Here is a 16,502-nt window from a genome sequence, read left to right on the forward strand (position 1 = left end):
AATGCAATGGGTGATAGAAGAGAAACAGAGTGGAATGACTATTCATTCTTTTTTAAGATTGGAAAAACAGTTTTCCCGCCGTATTTTAAAAGCTGTTAAATTTGATGGTGGGAAAATAACAGTAAATGGGACTGAAAAAACGGTAAGATATGTGTTGAATACGGGGGATTATTTGCAAGTTCAATTGCCGAAAGAAGAAAGAGGGACAATTAAAGCGGTAGATCTTCCATTAGATATTGTTTATGAAGATGACGCCATTCTAATTATTAATAAACAACCAGGAATTGCTACTATCCCATCTTTTAATCATCCGACAAAGACGATTACGAACGGTGTTTTGGCATACTATGAAAGAAATAATATTCCATACACGGTACATATTGTTACAAGACTTGATCGAGATACTTCTGGTTTATTATTAATTGCTAAACATCGCTATAGTCATTCTCTTTTAGCGAAAGCACAGCAAGAGGGAGCTGTTCAGAGATACTATACAGCAATTGTTGAAGGGAAATTTTGTAAGAAAAAGGGAAAAATAGATGCAAATATAGGTCGTAAAGAAGGCTCTATTATTGAACGAAAGGTAAGAGCAGACGGTCAGTACGCGATTACAAATTACAAGGTCATGAAAGAAATGAAAAATATGTCCTTAGTAGAGATAAATCTTGAAACAGGGCGAACACATCAGATAAGAGTTCATATGGCTTGGTTAGGTCATCCGCTTGTTGGTGACGATTTATATGGGGCTTGTGCACAATTAATGAGACGCCAAGCATTACATTGTTCTAAACTAGTTTTCCCACATCCAATTACAAAGAAACAAGTTGAAATAGAACTGCCTTTACCAACGGACATGGAAAAACTAACCAGCGAATGATGAACTTAAAAAAATGGCGACACGTCTAGGTGTCGTCATTTTTCATCTGTAAAACTCCGAAACCGATCACCTTGAAAGGGTTGTTTAGATGGAACAGATACCGTTGTTTCTTCTGGTAGTTGAAAGGCAGTTAGTTTATTTCCAAAAACACAACCCGTATCAATGTTAATTGTCTGATTGATTTTTCGAGGCTTTAATACAGGTGTGTGACCATAAACAATCCATGTATCTCCTGTATAATTTTGTGCCCAATCTCTTCGAACAGGTCTCCCGAATTCATCTTTCTCACCCGTAATATCTCCGTAAAGAACAAATGTTTTTGTTCTTTTTGAATGTGTCCCAATCAGTGATTGTTTAATCCCAGCATGAGCAACAATAGCGTTTACTTCTTTTATTTGTGTATATAGGTCTGCATTTTCATATAACTTCATAAATTGTTGTTTAATTTGCAGTTGTTTTTGTTTATCTAAATTCATGTATTCTTCCACTGTCGTTTCTAGTCCATGTTGGATTTTTACATTGTTTCCTAAAAAATAACGATATAGTTTATCACAGTGATTTCCGGGAACATATTTTGCATAATTTCTTTCAACAACCATATGATAAACAAGTTGAATAACGGGGAGGGATTTTGGACCACGGTCTGTTAAATCACCTAAAAAAACAGGAATTCTCCCATTTGGGTGAATAAAAACATTTTGTTCTCTCTTATATCCTAACGCTTTAAACAATTCACAGAGTTCATCAAAACAACCATGTATATCACCAATAACATCGATTTTCATAATAGCACCTACTTTTTTAACTTATTTACCATTCCTCTAATCATGCCCATAAATAAAGAAAACGCAGAAAGAGGTTTAGAATAATAGATAATCGCGACCAGCAATTAAGAAAAATAAAAAAGGTTATGAATAAAGGATAAACGTAACCAGAAATCAAGCATACGCAAATAATAGAGACGAATAAGAAGAGAAACACTCCTGCTGTGAACTGAGAGTACACGGCATACGTTATAAATTTTTTATCGGAACATGTGTATTCTTGATGAAAGATGTACAATCGTATACCATAAGAGAAGATGTAAAATAGATAGTTGTTATTTAATTCTCTTCTTATTATAATCGATTATCTAATAAGTATTTAGAATTTGGTTTTGAAAAGAGGTTGTTCAAATGGATAAAGCATATATCGAACACATAAAAATGCTAAGCAATGCACTTCATAAAGAGGAAATGGATGATTTTCGTTTTCATTTTTTAGATATGCATCCATATGATCAGGCGGTTTATTTTTTGAATCAACCGAAAGAAAATCGAATGAAAATCTATTCTTATTTATCTCCATTGGAAATGGCAGGGTTAATGGAACATATTGAACTCTACGATACTGAGAAATTTTTAACAGAGATGGATCCGAGATTTTCTTCAGCAGTCTTAGCGGAGATGGCAACAGATGATGCTGTTGACGTGTTAAATGAAATGGAGAAAGACATGGTTGCGAGCTTTTTAACAATCATGGATAATACGGCAGCAAATGAAATAAAAAAATTACTCCATTACGAAGAAAAAACTGCTGGAAGTATTATGACAACAGCATATGTTGCAATTGATAAAACACAAACCGTTCGTGATACATTAAAACAATTGAAAAAAGATGCACCAGAAGCAGAAACAATTTACTACTTATATGTGGTGGATAAGGATAAACATCTTGTTGGTGTGTTATCTTTACGGGAATTGATTATTGCTGATGAAGATGAGCGAATTGAAGACATTATGGGTGAGAAGCTTGTTTATGTATCGGTTGGAAAAGACCAGGAAGAAATCGCCCAAATGTTTAAAGATTATGATTTTTTAGCACTTCCAGTAGTAGATTTCCGAAAGCATTTATTAGGTATTATAACAGTAGATGATATTTTGGATGTTATGGATGAAGAAGCAAGTGATGACTACTCCAAGTTAGCCGCTGTTATGGATGTGGACCGTCCAGAAGATAGTCCCATTGCTGCAGCAAAAACGCGTCTCCCATGGCTCATTATTTTGTTATTTCTGGGGATGTTTACAGCAAGTTTAATTGGTATGTTTGAAGATACAATTGCCCAGGTTGCTCTTTTAGCTGCATTTATCCCGGTAATCGCAGGAACAGCTGGAAATACAGGAACACAAGCCTTAGCCGTTGCTGTCCGTGGATTAGCAACAGGAGAATATGGAAAAGGCGATAAATTAAAATTAATGTTAAAAGAAACAGGGACAGGATTAATTATTGGAATTGTATGCGGGGTTGTCATTTTCGGTGTCATTACAATATGGAAAGGAAACTTTTATCTAGGAGTACTTGTTGGTGTCACATTAATGATTACACTAACTGTTGCGACATTAGCAGGTTCTTTAATCCCGTTGATTATGGAAAAATTTAAAATAGACCCTGCTGTTGCATCTGGCCCATTTATTACAACAATCAATGATATTATATCAATCGTTATTTATTTTGGAATTGCAACAGCATTTATGAATTTACTAGTGGAATAAGAGCATTTCGGTGCTCTTTTTCTATTGGTTAAAAGCACATTTTATATATAGGCTCATATAATAAAATGGATTACATGCTTGAAAGGAGTTATTTAATATGAAGAAAAAAACAAGGTCACCCTCTCCGTTATTATATGTACATCAGCCCAAGTTAAACACCCCAAAAGCACATATGCAACAACGGGACTTTTCCAATAAAGTGCAAAGCCAAGAATACCCACAAAAGACGAGTAAAAAGAAAATCAATCAAAAAAAACGTATGCCCATCAATCGTGTATTTCCGACACAGGAAGATGTAGATGATGAAGATGAGGTAACTCAACAGGTTAATGCATCAGATTCAGAGATAAGTGAAGAACAAAATGAAGAAAATAAATCATTTGATAACCTGTCTATTCAGGGAAAGATAGCTTATTTGGCAAGGGAACCGAGGTTTATATCTAAAATCCGTTGCGAGATCAAGACGGCCGAAAAAACTTTCCGTGGCACTGTACACACATATGATGATGACATAGTTTATCTACAGGCCGGAAGAAGACAGACGAAGCTAAAGATTCGATTTGAAGATATTAAAGAGATCAATATTCTTGGTTTAAAAAGGTAAGCAATAAAAAAAGGCCATTAAGAAGGAGGTTCCTCCTTAATGGCTATTCATTACTAATTATTAAATAATGAAACTGCTGGTAAGCAAGTGACATGACAGAAACATTTCAAATCAACAGTGATACAAATTCCAGTTGCTTCTAAATTTTTTGTTTTTTGATCACATGGATCGTCAAATTTACATTCATGATCATCACTTGAACGAACTAGTTCAATGACTGCACAGCAATCATCAAGCATCTTTTTCGGGCGGAAAATAAAGCTTCCCTTCATCTTACCAACACTATCTGCGTGCTGATGTGGCAGGGCACCAAATCCTTGGAACGGTTTGCAGTTTCCTTCACAGTACAAGATCACCGGCACAGTATCCAATCCATTACCTGGATCTTCTTCACCTAATAAATCATTAATTGACTGCTCACAACTTGTTGTACAGCAGTTTTCAGTAATATCATTTTGTGCCTCAATGATTTCTTCAATAATTTCACATACACAGTTTCTTCCTTCTCTTTTTTCACATCCACAACCCATGAATGAAAACTCCCTTCTTTTTTAAGTGATTACTCCATATTAGAATATGTCGCAAGTGTCAGTTGGTGTGGGCATATGCTGAAAGTGTGTTGTTTTATGTTGTTTTCATTGGAAAAGGTATACTCACATAGAACATGAAAATAAAAAAGATTCCTTTCATAATGATTAAGACAAGATTCAAAAAGTGTCAAATAATTTTGATTATAGTGTAAAACCAAGTATAATAACAATAGAAGGATGTATAAGGAGGGGAGAGATAATGGGCTATATTTTGCCGATAGAAAATCATGTTGGAAAGGATTATCAAAAGAGAATACATCAGGAAAAGAAAAACAAAATGTATATTGAACAACCTTATAAAATTATATTAAACAAAAAATATGACGAATTTAAAAAAGCCCCTCTCCGAAAGAGAAAGGCTATGAAACGAAAATATTATGTTCCTGAAAAAACACTCAATACAGACAAGCACAATGTTGGTGGTGCATACTTAACGGAAAAGGGTCAGTTTGTTAATGATATCATTTGAAAAATAGGTTTTGACTACCATCTGGTTCCCTAACATATGGTTGAACTAGTAATGCTTCATTTTCCGTATACTCAGCGTATAGTACATCTTCCACCCGATAAATTTCTTGCTTCTCTAATTCGTGCTTTAACCACTCCTTTGTGAGGTTGGCTTCTTTTAAATTATCTTCTAATATTTCACCATCACTAATAATAGTGAAGGGAAGGAAAGAGGCAGATTCATACATTTGGAAGTCTTTCTTTACTGGCTCTTGGTACCCCGACTTTTTTAAAACAGATATCTCACCATTTGTTTCCATGATGGCATATTCTACTTCACGAATAGTGAAAATATCTTTTAACCGTAATAAATGATTCAACTCATCCATATCAATTTTATTTTTCTTTAATTCTTCATAAATAATATTCCCCTTATGGATAACGAGGGAAGGTTTTCCTTCTAACAAAAAGCGAGTCCCTTTAAATTTTTGGGTAGTTATTTCTACCAAATATAACAGTGTTCCCCATACAATCACAAGAAATCCAATTTCTGTTACACCAACATTTTTATCAAATAAAGCATTTCCTACAAGCTCACCAAGCACAATGGCTGCAACAAAATCGAACGGTGTTAATTGTGACATTTGGGTTTTTCCTAATATTTTCGTTAAAATAAATAAAGCGACAAAACCAAAAACGGTATCTAGTAACATAAATAAATATTTCATGTTTTCATCCCTTTATCTAGTAGCTAGCTGTTAGGATAACCAAAAGGAGAATTGTTATACAAAAAAGCAACAAAATCAGGTATGTTCTAATTTTGTTGCTTTTCTTTATCATTTAAAGTTGTTTTGACATCGTAACATGTGGAATACCCGCATCTTGGAAAGGTTCGGATACCCCGATATATCCTAGCTTTTCATAGAAACCAATGGCATGAACTTGTGCGTTCAAGATGGCTGTTTTAAACCCTCGTTGTCGGATGTGATCTTCCATTAATTGAATGATTTGTTTTCCATATGCACTATTACGATGTTCCTTTAATACACAAATTCGTTCTAATTTCCCATCACCATTTACAAAACGTAATCGACTTGCTACTACTGGTAATTGATCTACATAGCCAATAAAATGAAGTGCATCTTTTTCATATTCATCGATTTCTAGCTCAATTGGGACTTTTTGTTCGTATACAAACACGGTCTTACGAACTGAAAAAGCATCCTCTTGTTCTTGAGCTGTTTCGACGAGTTTTAAGTTTATAATTTTTCTTCACCAAATACAAATGTTTCGTAGACCGTCCAAGAACCGTTTTCTAATTGATACAGTAATTGGAAACGATCAATCCGGTCTTCCAATTTAAAACTCTTCATTCTACAGCTGCTATATACATCTGAAAATTCGTCGTCTTTTAAGTTTTGTCCGATTGTAATATGAGGAATAAAAGGATTTCCCTGAAGCGTAGGGAATTTTCCGGAATGTAATTTTTCATGTAGTTCCATCAATTCTTCCACAGGTTCAACTTTTAAATAAATCGTATTGGATAGTGGCTGAAAGGAACTTACCTTATGAATTGAGATAGTGAATGGTTTCATGTTGTTTGCAAGCTTTTTCATTTCAGGGATTAAATCTTTCATCTCTTTTTCGGTCATACGAAATGGATCTTTTACTGTGATATGTGGTGGAATTAATGAATAATGGGAGTCATAGCGTTTACGGTATGAATTTGCTTCATCCTGAATTTCTTTATTTGGAAATAAGGCAATACCATATTTCATATGCAAAAAACCTCCTTTTATTAATATAATATAAGAAAAACACTTATTTCTTATTATAACAAATTATCGAATAATTACAGTAGTTAATTTAAGATTTAATAAAAAATATAAGAATTGTCCAATGAATGAAATAAAAATCCCCGTGGATATGATTCAATTTGCCCTTAAAAAGCGCAGGATAAAGAAAATAGTAACGAACGCGGCGGCTTCCCGCGTGCCGGAAAAGCCGTAGAATCGATAAATCGGTAACGCGGCGGTTTCCCGCGTGCCCGAAAAACCGTAGAATTGAGAAAACGGTAACGCTGCAGATTCCCGCATTCCCGAAAAGCCGTAGAATCGATAAATCGGTAACGCGGCGGCTTCCCGCGTGCCGGAAAAGCCGTAGAAACGATAAATCGGTAACGCGGTGGTTTCCCGCGTGCCCGAAAAGCCGCGGAAACGATAAACCGGTAACGCGGCGGCTTCCCGCGTGCCCGAAAAGCCGTAGAAACGATAAACCGGTAACGCGGCGGCTTCCCGCGTGCCCGAAAAGCCGCAGAATCGATAAATCGGTAACGCGGTAGCTTCCCGCATGCCCGAAAAGCCGTAGAATCGATAAATCGGTAACGCGGCGGCTTCCCGCGTGCCGGAAAAGCCGTAGAATCGATTAACCGGTAACGCGGTGGTTTCCCGCGTGCCCGAAAAGCCGCGGAAACGATAAACCGGTAACGCGGCGGCTTCCCGCGTGCCGGAAAAGCCGTAGAAACGATAAACCGGTAACGCGGCGGCTTCCCGCGTGCCCGAAAAGCCGTAGAATCGATAAATCGGTAACGCGGTAGCTTCCCGCGTGCCCGAAAACTCACAAGAAAAGGGAGGCCTCAAGCACTCCCTTTTCCTTATTCAAACATTGTGCGTAAAGCGTGTGGCATATCTTGTTGCCAATATTTCCATGTATGTTTTCCTTCAGGGATTTCTTTATAGGTATAGGTTCCACCATTTTCCTCTAAAAATTCTTTTAGTTTTCTATTTGGTGTTAGAAAATCAACATCTGATTCGACGAGTGTTTGTACATTTGTTTCTAAAGCTCCGATGGTATGGTAAATGTCTAATGTGTGTAATTGTGTTGCTTGTTTTACGGAAGACATGACCACTTCATCCACATATGGGGATTGCATAATTACTTTAGAAAATAGGTTTGGATACTTGATTGCTGTGATTAAAGCAAGGGTCCCAGCTAGGGAGTCACCCATCAATGCACGTGATATTAATTGCTGATTCGGTAAAACTTGATCTAGTTTTTCAATAACTTCGTTGGCTAAAAATTGAATATAAGCTTCTTGTTCTTCACCACTTGGATGATATTTTCTTCTGCGGTCATATTTATCTTTATAATGAATACCTACAAAAACGGTGTCTTCAATATCAGCATCATCATGTAATCTGTCACTAAATGTTGCTACTCTTCCAAGTTGGTAGTAATCATCTCCATCTTGCATAATGCAGAGATGAAATTCATTCATTGGAGAAAAAGCTTCTGGTAAATAGATAAGTAATTTCATTTGTTCATTTAAATATTTACTGTCTATCATTTCTTCAATCATTTTTCCTTTACGACTCAATTTCTTCACCTTCTTGTATTTTTTATGACTGCTTTCCTAAAATCTTATGCCGCCGCTGATGACACACACTTCGGTTTCCAGGGGTGAGTGGCAAGCCTACTCGTGCAAGGTACCGCGGGGTCTTGCCTAACTCTTACTTCCCGCTGGAGTATCCGCGTATGTCTTCTGCTGACTTTATCTTATTTTTTTGAAAAAAATTTATATGACAAAACTTTCTACTCTTCAAAGTTTATCATTTCTTTCACCATTCATCCATTTGTTAGGCTTCTTGTGCTTGTTGTTGATGGAGATTGTAGTAATCTCCTTTCTGAGCAAGTAATTCTTTATGATTGCCTTGTTCTTTGATTTTACCATTTTCTAGAAGAATAATCTTATCCGCTTGTTGAATGGTATTTAAACGGTGGGCAATGATAAAACTTGTTCTTCCTTCCATTAACCGTTCCAGTGCTTGTTGGATTTTTAACTCTGTAATTGTGTCGATATTACTTGTTGCTTCGTCCAAAACAAGAATCGAGGGTTTGGAAATAAAGGCACGTGCAATAGCAAGTAATTGTTTCTGTCCCTGACTAATTCCACTACCTGATTGATCAAGGACGGTATCATAGCCATTTGGCAGGCGCATGATAAAATCATGGGCATTCGCGTCTTTGGCAGCTTGAATGACTTCTTCATCGGTTGCTGCTAATTTTCCATAACGAATGTTTTCGCGAATTGTATCATGAAAAAGGATTGCATCTTGTAACACAAATCCCATATGGGAGCGTAAACTAGAACGGGTAATTTGTTTCATATCTATCCCATCAAGTGTGAGATTTCCTTTATCATAATTATAAAATCGAGCAATAAGATTAATAATGGTTGATTTTCCAGCACCTGTATGCCCAACAAAAGCAACGGATTCTCCAGGTTTTGCTTCAAAAGAGATACCTTGTAAAATAAGTTCTTTTTCATAGCCAAAAGAAACATCGCAAAAAACAAAATGACCATTGGTTTCGGTAATATCTGTCGCATCATTTTCGTCACTTTCTTCCTGTTCTTCATCTAATACTAAAAAGACACGCTCTGCACCTGCAACAGCTGATAATAAAATGTTAAATTGATTCGATAATTCATTTAAAGGACGAGTAAATTGGCGTGCATATTCAGCAAAAATAACAATTACTCCAACTGTAACACCAAAATCATAAATATAAAGAATCCCACCGATAAAAGCAATTAGGCTAAAGCTAACATAATTTAACATATTCATCACTTTAGGAATAAACCCTGCAATCGTTAATGCCCAAAATCCTGTATTTTGTAATTTTTTATTTCTTTCATCAAATCCTTGAATGACACGATCTTCTTGCGAGTATGTTTTAATGACATGTTGACCTGAAACAGATTCTTCCACAAAACCATTTAATTCCCCTAGGTCTTTTTGTTGCATTTTGTAAAGTGGTCCAGTCCGTTTCGTAATCCAGCGCATCGCAAGGATTAGTATCGGAATAGTGGTCATTGTTACAACCGTTAATATAGGGCTAAGAGATAACATAACAACAATTGTTCCGACAAGGGTTAAGACACTAGAGAATATCTGAATGACGGATTGATTCAAGGTATTGTTCACATTATCGATATCATTTGTCACTCGACTCATTAATTCCCCGTGCTGCCTTTTATCGAAATAGGAAATAGGGAGTCGATGGAACTGATGGAAAATTTGTTCCCTTAATCGATAGACAATGTTTTGCGCGATTCCAACCATCCAGAAATTTTGTAAGAAAATACTTAATGAATGACTGAGGTAAATAAAGACTAGCCAAATGAGTAATGATTTTAACCCGGTATTTGTTTCCGTCACAATATATAAATCAATGGCTCGACCAATTAGATAGGGACCTAGTAAGCCGAGAACTGTACTAATTAGGACCATCAGGATTACGAGAAATAGTTTTGCTTTTTCGGCTGTTAAATATGTCCAAATGCGTTTAATAGTACCTCGCGTATCTTTTGCTCGCTTTTTATTTTGTGTTTCTGCGCTCGTTAAATCTATTTTTTCATATTGAAAAGGTCGTATGAGTTCTTTAATTAGCATGGCCATACTCCTTTCCGTATTGAGACATGACAATGTCACGATAGAGTTTTGAGTGTTGCAACAGCTCTTCATGTGTCCCAATTTGCAAGATTTCTCCTTGCTCCATAAGCATAATCCGATCTGCACTTCTAGCTGTAGATATTTTCTGTGTAATCATCAGCATCGTACTATGATAAGTATCCAGTCTTTCCAATAATTTCGCCTCTGTCGCTAAGTCAAGGGCACTCGTACTATCATCAAATAAAAGCAATTTTGGTCTTCGGATTAATGCCCTTGCAATCGAAATCCGTTGTTTTTGTCCTCCAGATAAATTAACACCTCGTTGTCCAACCAGTGTCTCATATCCATCCGGTAAGTTTATAATTGTATCATGGATTTGCGCATCTTTTGCTGCTTGGATAATTTCTTCTTTCGTTGCATTCTTTTTTCCCCAAGCAATATTATCAGCCAATGTCCCACTAAAGAGTATAGGACTTTGTGGAACATAGCCAATACTGTTTCGTAAATGCTCTAATGTGAAAGCCGAAATTGGTTTATCATCCATGAAAATTTCGCCATTTGTAACATTATAAAGACGAGGAATTAGTTGGAAAAAAGATGTTTTTCCTGAACCTGTTGCACCTAACACAGCTAATTTTTCCTGAGGGTGAATTGTAAAGGTTAGATGTTTTAAGATATTTTCATCTGTCATCGGATAGCGAAATGATACATCTTGAAATTCAATTTTTCCGTTCATAATCATGTTTTCCTCACTTGCATCAGGATGATCCACTAGATCCACTGTCTCTACAAGTACCTGGTCCAGCCGTTCAGCAGATGCTTTTGCACGGGAAAAAGCCATTATGATAAAGGAAAACATGGAAATGAACATCGCCACACGCATCGCATAGTTGACAATTGCCACAACATCCCCAACATTAGTCGAACCCGCGAGAACTTGTTTATTTCCGAACCAAAGAATAAAAATAAGACTAAGATTCATAATGAATAAAAGAACAGGCATAGATGATTCCACAAAACGGAATGTGAATCTTGTCGTGTCAGCTAAAGCTTTATTTGCTTGATGGAAACGTTTTTCTTCAAAATTTCTTCTGAAAAATGCTTTAATCAAACGCATTCCAATTAAATTTTCTTGCATGACTCGGTTTACCGTGTCAACTAGCTGCTGTAGCTTATTAAATAGGTTGGATGCTATTTTTAACACCCATAAAAGAAAGCCAACTAAGAGTGGCACAGTCACTAAGAAGATAAGTGCAAGTCTCGCATTTACAACAAACGCCATAATGACTCCGCCAACGATTAATAAAGGGGCTTTCGACATAATTCGTAATCCCATAAAAATCGTATTTTGAATTTGTCTGACATCATTTGTAAATCGGGTTACTAATCCGGATGTAGGGAAACGTTGTAGGTTTGCAAATGAATAGGATTGCACTTTTTCATATAATTTCTTCCGAATATCATAAGCAAAGCCAAAACTTGTGTGAGATGCATAAAAGGAATTTATGATTCCGGCTATAAAGGAAAGGAATGCCATTCCAAGCATGATGGATCCCCACATAATGACAGTCTCTATATCTTTTTGCATAATTCCTGAATTGATCATTTTCCCAAGAAAGAAGGGAAGTAATAGTTCCACAATTAATTCAAATACCATTAAACTAAAAGCAATAATCATGGATAATTTATATGGTTTTAAAAAGGAAATAGTATTTCGCACAAGAAACCTCCATTTTTATGTATAAATATAATATTCATTCTATTATAAGCGATGGAAGAGGAGGATTCCATAGATATACTTCGAAAGTGGAAATAATCAGAAAATAATAGAGGGATGAATATGCCCACATCTTCATTATTAATGTAGGCATATTGATGTGGGAAATACGCATTCGCTAAGGCTATTGGCAATCACGCATTGGAGCACAAGTTGTGGGAATACAGCAACTCGTAGAAAATTTGGATCAATACTTGGATTTGCCTCCAATATACTTTCCATTGTGACTTGAAACATTCTTGAATAATATATGGCCTGTGGTTTGGGGGACATGCTGGGATACAAATGATTTGCCCTATTCTTAGATTATAGGGGTCGATACCCGGATTCGCTGCAATGACTCTTGACAGAACAACCTCAAGCCGATTCGCAATAAATTGTAATGTATCATCAGGTTGAATGATATAGGGGTAGTGCCCTTCAGAGCAGGGGTTGTGATGGTTGGTCATATAACCCCTTCTTGATAATGTTTTTAAAATAGGTTATGTGTGGATTATAGAGAATGTCACAAGAGTCAACTAGGAATAGCGGAATAGCTGGGGAATTTTTACAAAAAATTAGAATGTCCATTTTGTCTTAATCAAAAAAAGCTTGTATTTCTTTACTTCCAGGGGATACGGTTTTTTTCATATATGTTATAGGTTGCCTGTGAATAGCTATTTCTCATAACCTTTCAATGACTCTTCACACATGTACTATAAAAAGCAAATTTCCAATCTGAATATGTACCTGTTATTTCTGCACTCTCCTTAGCAATTGGATCTGCTGTACGAATTACAATCATGGCAGAATTACTAGGAGCAAGTTCTGGAATGGGATATTCAATCGCACTTGCTAGGGTTAATATTAATACAGATACTGTATTCGCATGGACGATTGTATGCATTATTATCATTCTAGTCGTTGATACTTTCATTATTCAACCATTAAAGAATTATGTATTGAGGTGGAATGTGGGGTGAGGAGGGGTTTCTAAAGTGGGGAACAACTTAAATCTTTCGATGTATTTACTTGACTTGATCAAAGGGGAAACGAATATTGGAAAAATAGTCTTATTATTATAGTAAAAATAAAGGTCTATATCCACAAGGGATACAGACCTCTGTTACATAGTGATTCCGATTGGGCTCGAACCAACGACCTCTACCCTGTCAAGGTAGCGCTCTCCCAGCTGAGCTACGGAATCGTATGTAATTTCAACAGTTATTATTATATCCATGATTTTACAAAGTGTCAAGTTAAAAGTTCTAAGTCTAGAAAAATTGAATAGTATATAAATGGTATTAAATTTTCTAACATAAGGGTGAATAATTACATGGATGATAAGTCATCAAGAAACCAAAAGCCTGTTGAAAAAAATTTGAAAAATGAACAACTGGATCAGTTCCGCGTACAAAATACTGGTAAACCAATGACAACCAATCAAGGTAGAAAAATATCAGATGATGAGGACCAATTAAAAGCTGGTGAACGCGGTCCTTCATTACGTCAAGACTGGCACTATTTTGAAAAAATGACACATTTTGTCCGTGAAAGGATACCGCCAAGAGTGGTTCATGCAAGAGGTTACGGAGCCCATGGGGAATTCGAATGTTATCAGTCGATGAAACAGTTTACAAAAGCCGGATTTTTGCAGGAAGCTGGAAAAAAGACTTCTGTATTTGTCCGGTTTTCTACCGCTCAAGGGGACAGAGGCTCTAAGGATACGGCAAGAGACTTACGTTGCTGGGGCACGAAGTTTTATACAGAAGAAGGAAATTACGATCTAACTACGATTGCAATGCCTGTATTAATTAATGTGGATGCGATGAAGTTTCCGGATGCAATGCATGCGTTCCAATCTGAGCCGCGTACGGATATGCCAACAGCTTCTGGCGCACATGACAATTTCTGGGATTATGTAGCCAATAACCCCGAAGCGCTTCATATGGTGCTATGGATTATGTCTGATCGAGGCATTATAAAAAATTATAGAATGATGGAATCTTGGTCGATTAATACCTACCTATTTGTCAACGAACAAGAGGTACCAACCTTTGTAAGATTTGTTTGGAAGCCTGTCCTCGGTGTCCATTCCCTTCTTCAGGATGAAGCACAGAAAATCGGAGGAATCGATCCGGACTTCCACCGGCGTGATCTCAGAGAGGCGATTGACCGTGGGGCTTATCCTGAATATGAATTAGGTGTCCAACTGATTCCAATGGAGGACGAATTCAAATACGATTTTGATGTTCTCGATCCTACAAAGTTTTGGCCGGAAGAAATTGTCCCTGTTCACCTTATCGGTAAGATGACATTAAATAGAAACGTTGACAATGCCTTTGCAGAATTAGAACAAGTAGCATTTAATCCGGCAAATGTCGTTCCGGGAATTGATTTTTCCAATGATCCCGTCCTACAGGGAAGGTTAATTGCTTATCAAAGTGCACAATACCATCGGCTTGGTAGTGGGAATTTTCAGGATTTACCAATCAATCGATCAATTTGCCCGTTTCATAATAACCAACGGCAAGGCTATATGAGGTATCGAATCGATGTTGATCATGTAAACTATCATGAAAATTCGCTAGCAAATAACACACCATATACGACACCTCCGGAAAAAGGTGGTTATGAGCATTATCCAAAAAAAGTGGAAGGATATGTCACACGTAACCGTAGCGAATCGTTTACGGATTATTTTACGCAACCGAGAATCTTTTGGAATAGTATGACACCTGTTGGGAAGCGGCATACCATTGAAGCTCTTAGCTATCAACTCGGAAAAGTAAAAAGCGAATCTGTACGCCAGCAAAACGTCAATTTGTTGGTTAATGTGGATAGGGAAATGGCCTGCATCATTGCTGATAATATCGGTGTCGATCACCCAAGTGGATCTCATGTACCTATTTCTACAAGTTATCCTTCTCTAAGTCAGTACAATACACCTAGTTATGCATATACACAAAAAGTAGGTGTACTGATTGGGAATGGTTTTAATGGTAAAGAGGTAACGAATGTACTCAACATATTAAATCAATACGGGGTTTTTGTTGTCATCATAAGTGAAACGCTTGGTATTGTCACAGCTGCTGATGGCACAAAGATTAAAGTTGATGAAACATTTCTTACATCAAGTCCATATTTACTTGACTCGCTTTATGTAGTTGGTGGCCATTCTAAAAGTCAAGAAAAATTCATTCAAGATATTATTGAATATGTACGTGTAGCATATCAACACTATAAGCCAATTGGGGTTGCCTCGACTGGACAGTCTTATATTCAAACATCAGATAAAAATAAATTAGCTGGTGTCGTTTTTGCCAAAAATAATCCAGATTTCGGAAAGGATTTTGTCTCTGCAATCGCACAACAACGTTTTTGGGATAGAAAATAAGATGAAATAATTAGGTGGAAAGAGTATTTTAAGAAAAATGTTCTTTCTTTATTAATACAATAATTCAAAATGGGTTTTACATTCATTGAAATAATCGCTACTGACCATGGGGAATAACATTCGTAGTTGCTGGCTTTGAACCATTGCAAACAAGGGATAAAGATAAGTGCAATGTCAACGCCATTACCACCATGTCCTATTATGTGGAATATTTTTAAATGAGATGAAACCTTCCTATATCCATAAAAACACCCCAGAAATTAGATATTGCTCTAATCTCTAGGGTGTACTTTTTTATAGGCGTTCATTATTCAGGAGATAGTTCAATGAGAAAGGGAACTTTTAAACTAAGGGTGGAGTGGGATGATTATTTTTCTTATAAGAGTAGAGATGCTAACAATACGATAAAAAGAATGGGATGTATAATCCAGAGTTATTGGTGAAGGTAAATACCTCTAGGTGTAACATCTTTAATAACTTCACGATAACGTTTACTATATCGATTTACAACCCTTAAAGGTTTTCCATAATATTCACATGTTTTATGAAAAAGTGGAGGTATTGATATTGTTCTTTCCCTCTTAAAAGTTATATGGAGCGGTGGGAAGCCATTTCTAGTAATTCACAAAACTAACGCCTACTATAATAAGAAGAACAAACAAAACGACGATAAGCGCAAATCCGCCTCTGTGTCCGTATCCACCATAGTCAGACATATATATCCTCCCTCTATATACTTTAAATATCTTTCATTTTCTCTTGTTTTCTCACATTTACTCAAACACTTAATAAAGATTATTTGTGATATTTATGTTCGGGTATTTATTTCGGAAGATTCTAACATGTT

The 16,502-nt window shown here is 36.4% G+C and carries 16 protein-coding genes and 1 tRNA gene; 5 read left to right on the forward strand and 12 right to left on the reverse strand.

The window, feature by feature from the left end:
* Position 1 precedes the first annotated feature (1 nt).
* Positions 2-877, forward strand: coding sequence for an RluA family pseudouridine synthase (locus FHP05_RS10370; RefSeq protein ID WP_147667977.1), 876 nt, complete (start codon positions 2-4; stop codon positions 875-877).
* Positions 878-912: 35 nt separating this feature from the next.
* On the opposite strand, the gene prpE is transcribed toward FHP05_RS10370, so the two are convergent.
* Positions 913-1,662: a bis(5'-nucleosyl)-tetraphosphatase PrpE gene (prpE, locus tag FHP05_RS10375; protein ID WP_147667979.1), complete on the reverse strand. Its 750-nt coding sequence runs from the start codon at positions 1,660-1,662 to the stop codon at positions 913-915.
* Between the two features lie 390 nt (positions 1,663-2,052).
* Here prpE and mgtE point away from each other — a divergent pair, with 390 nt between their 5' ends.
* Both mgtE and FHP05_RS10385 read left to right on the forward strand, forming a co-directional pair.
* Positions 2,053-3,408 carry a magnesium transporter gene (gene mgtE / locus FHP05_RS10380; protein ID WP_147667981.1) on the forward strand — a complete coding sequence of 452 codons (1,356 nt, stop codon included), beginning with the start codon at positions 2,053-2,055 and terminating at the stop codon, positions 3,406-3,408.
* Between the two features lie 97 nt (positions 3,409-3,505).
* Complete coding sequence (locus tag FHP05_RS10385) at positions 3,506-4,012, forward strand: CotO family spore coat protein (RefSeq protein ID WP_147667983.1); 507 nt, start codon at positions 3,506-3,508, stop codon at positions 4,010-4,012.
* Between the two features lie 53 nt (positions 4,013-4,065).
* Here FHP05_RS10385 and FHP05_RS10390 read toward each other — a convergent pair whose 3' ends face one another.
* Positions 4,066-4,542, reverse strand: a complete 477-nt coding sequence (locus FHP05_RS10390) for a CotY/CotZ family spore coat protein (RefSeq protein WP_147667985.1) — start codon at positions 4,540-4,542, stop codon at positions 4,066-4,068.
* 259 nt (positions 4,543-4,801) lie between these two features.
* Between FHP05_RS10390 and FHP05_RS10395 the strand changes: the two genes are divergently transcribed.
* A complete protein-coding gene (locus FHP05_RS10395) occupies positions 4,802-5,071 on the forward strand; it encodes a hypothetical protein (RefSeq protein ID WP_147667987.1) in 270 nt (89 codons plus the stop codon).
* Here FHP05_RS10395 and FHP05_RS10400 read toward each other — a convergent pair.
* The 9 genes from FHP05_RS10400 to FHP05_RS10445 all read right to left on the reverse strand — a co-directional run bounded on the left by FHP05_RS10400 (position 5,064) and on the right by FHP05_RS10445 (position 13,465).
* Positions 5,064-5,777 (reverse strand): YetF domain-containing protein, encoded by a 714-nt coding sequence (locus FHP05_RS10400; RefSeq protein ID WP_147667989.1) that lies wholly within the window; start codon positions 5,775-5,777, stop codon positions 5,064-5,066. The genes FHP05_RS10395 and FHP05_RS10400 overlap by 8 nt on opposite strands.
* 112 nt (positions 5,778-5,889) lie before the next feature.
* Positions 5,890-6,249 carry a GNAT family N-acetyltransferase gene (locus FHP05_RS10405; protein ID WP_330998089.1) on the reverse strand — a complete coding sequence of 120 codons (360 nt, stop codon included), beginning with the start codon at positions 6,247-6,249 and terminating at the stop codon, positions 5,890-5,892.
* A gap of 59 nt (positions 6,250-6,308) precedes the next feature.
* Entirely contained in the window at positions 6,309-6,827 is a 519-nt protein-coding gene (locus FHP05_RS10410) for a YjcG family protein (RefSeq protein WP_147667993.1), read from the reverse strand.
* Between the two features lie 153 nt (positions 6,828-6,980).
* Positions 6,981-7,688: a hypothetical protein gene (locus FHP05_RS10415; protein WP_147667995.1), complete on the reverse strand. Its 708-nt coding sequence runs from the start codon at positions 7,686-7,688 to the stop codon at positions 6,981-6,983.
* Between the two features lie 14 nt (positions 7,689-7,702).
* Positions 7,703-8,434, reverse strand: a complete 732-nt coding sequence (locus FHP05_RS10420; RefSeq protein WP_407923436.1) for an alpha/beta hydrolase — start codon at positions 8,432-8,434, stop codon at positions 7,703-7,705.
* Between the two features lie 250 nt (positions 8,435-8,684).
* A complete protein-coding gene (locus FHP05_RS10425; protein WP_147667999.1) occupies positions 8,685-10,502 on the reverse strand; it encodes an ABC transporter ATP-binding protein in 1,818 nt (605 codons plus the stop codon).
* Entirely contained in the window at positions 10,492-12,222 is a 1,731-nt protein-coding gene (locus FHP05_RS10430; RefSeq protein WP_147668001.1) for an ABC transporter ATP-binding protein, read from the reverse strand. Before FHP05_RS10430 ends, FHP05_RS10425 begins: the two co-directional genes overlap by 11 nt.
* 730 nt (positions 12,223-12,952) lie before the next feature.
* Positions 12,953-13,165 carry a hypothetical protein gene (locus FHP05_RS10440; protein ID WP_147668003.1) on the reverse strand — a complete coding sequence of 71 codons (213 nt, stop codon included), beginning with the start codon at positions 13,163-13,165 and terminating at the stop codon, positions 12,953-12,955.
* A 227-nt stretch (positions 13,166-13,392) separates the two neighbouring features.
* Positions 13,393-13,465: transfer RNA gene (locus FHP05_RS10445), tRNA-Val, on the reverse strand.
* A gap of 129 nt (positions 13,466-13,594) precedes the next feature.
* Between FHP05_RS10445 and FHP05_RS10450 the strand changes: the two genes are divergently transcribed.
* Entirely contained in the window at positions 13,595-15,655 is a 2,061-nt protein-coding gene (locus tag FHP05_RS10450; RefSeq protein ID WP_147668005.1) for a catalase, read from the forward strand.
* A gap of 614 nt (positions 15,656-16,269) precedes the next feature.
* On the opposite strand, the gene FHP05_RS10455 is transcribed toward FHP05_RS10450, so the two are convergent.
* Positions 16,270-16,371 (reverse strand): YjcZ family sporulation protein, encoded by a 102-nt coding sequence (locus tag FHP05_RS10455; protein ID WP_147668007.1) that lies wholly within the window; start codon positions 16,369-16,371, stop codon positions 16,270-16,272.
* Positions 16,372-16,502 lie beyond the last annotated feature (131 nt).

Source organism: Cerasibacillus terrae (assembly GCF_008039555.1).
In the GTDB taxonomy this organism is placed as follows: domain Bacteria; phylum Bacillota; class Bacilli; order Bacillales; family Amphibacillaceae; genus Cerasibacillus; species Cerasibacillus terrae.

Bases quoted from the DNA above. Each gene is read 5' to 3' on its own strand.
- FHP05_RS10410 (WP_147667993.1), bottom strand. From the start codon at position 6,827: ATGAAATATGGTATTGCCTTATTTCCAAATAAAGAAATTCAGGATGAA.
- FHP05_RS10455 (WP_147668007.1), bottom strand. From the start codon at position 16,371: ATGTCTGACTATGGTGGATACGGACACAGAGGCGGATTTGCGCTTATC.
- FHP05_RS10370 (WP_147667977.1), top strand. From the start codon at position 2: ATGCAATGGGTGATAGAAGAGAAACAGAGTGGAATGACTATTCATTCT.
- FHP05_RS10385 (WP_147667983.1), top strand. From the start codon at position 3,506: ATGAAGAAAAAAACAAGGTCACCCTCTCCGTTATTATATGTACATCAG.
- FHP05_RS10425 (WP_147667999.1), bottom strand. From the start codon at position 10,502: ATGCTAATTAAAGAACTCATACGACCTTTTCAATATGAAAAAATAGAT.
- mgtE (WP_147667981.1), top strand. From the start codon at position 2,053: ATGGATAAAGCATATATCGAACACATAAAAATGCTAAGCAATGCACTT.
- FHP05_RS10390 (WP_147667985.1), bottom strand. From the start codon at position 4,542: ATGGGTTGTGGATGTGAAAAAAGAGAAGGAAGAAACTGTGTATGTGAA.
- FHP05_RS10440 (WP_147668003.1), bottom strand. From the start codon at position 13,165: ATGCATACAATCGTCCATGCGAATACAGTATCTGTATTAATATTAACC.
- prpE (WP_147667979.1), bottom strand. From the start codon at position 1,662: ATGAAAATCGATGTTATTGGTGATATACATGGTTGTTTTGATGAACTC.
- FHP05_RS10400 (WP_147667989.1), bottom strand. From the start codon at position 5,777: ATGAAATATTTATTTATGTTACTAGATACCGTTTTTGGTTTTGTCGCT.
- FHP05_RS10395 (WP_147667987.1), top strand. From the start codon at position 4,802: ATGGGCTATATTTTGCCGATAGAAAATCATGTTGGAAAGGATTATCAA.
- FHP05_RS10450 (WP_147668005.1), top strand. From the start codon at position 13,595: ATGGATGATAAGTCATCAAGAAACCAAAAGCCTGTTGAAAAAAATTTG.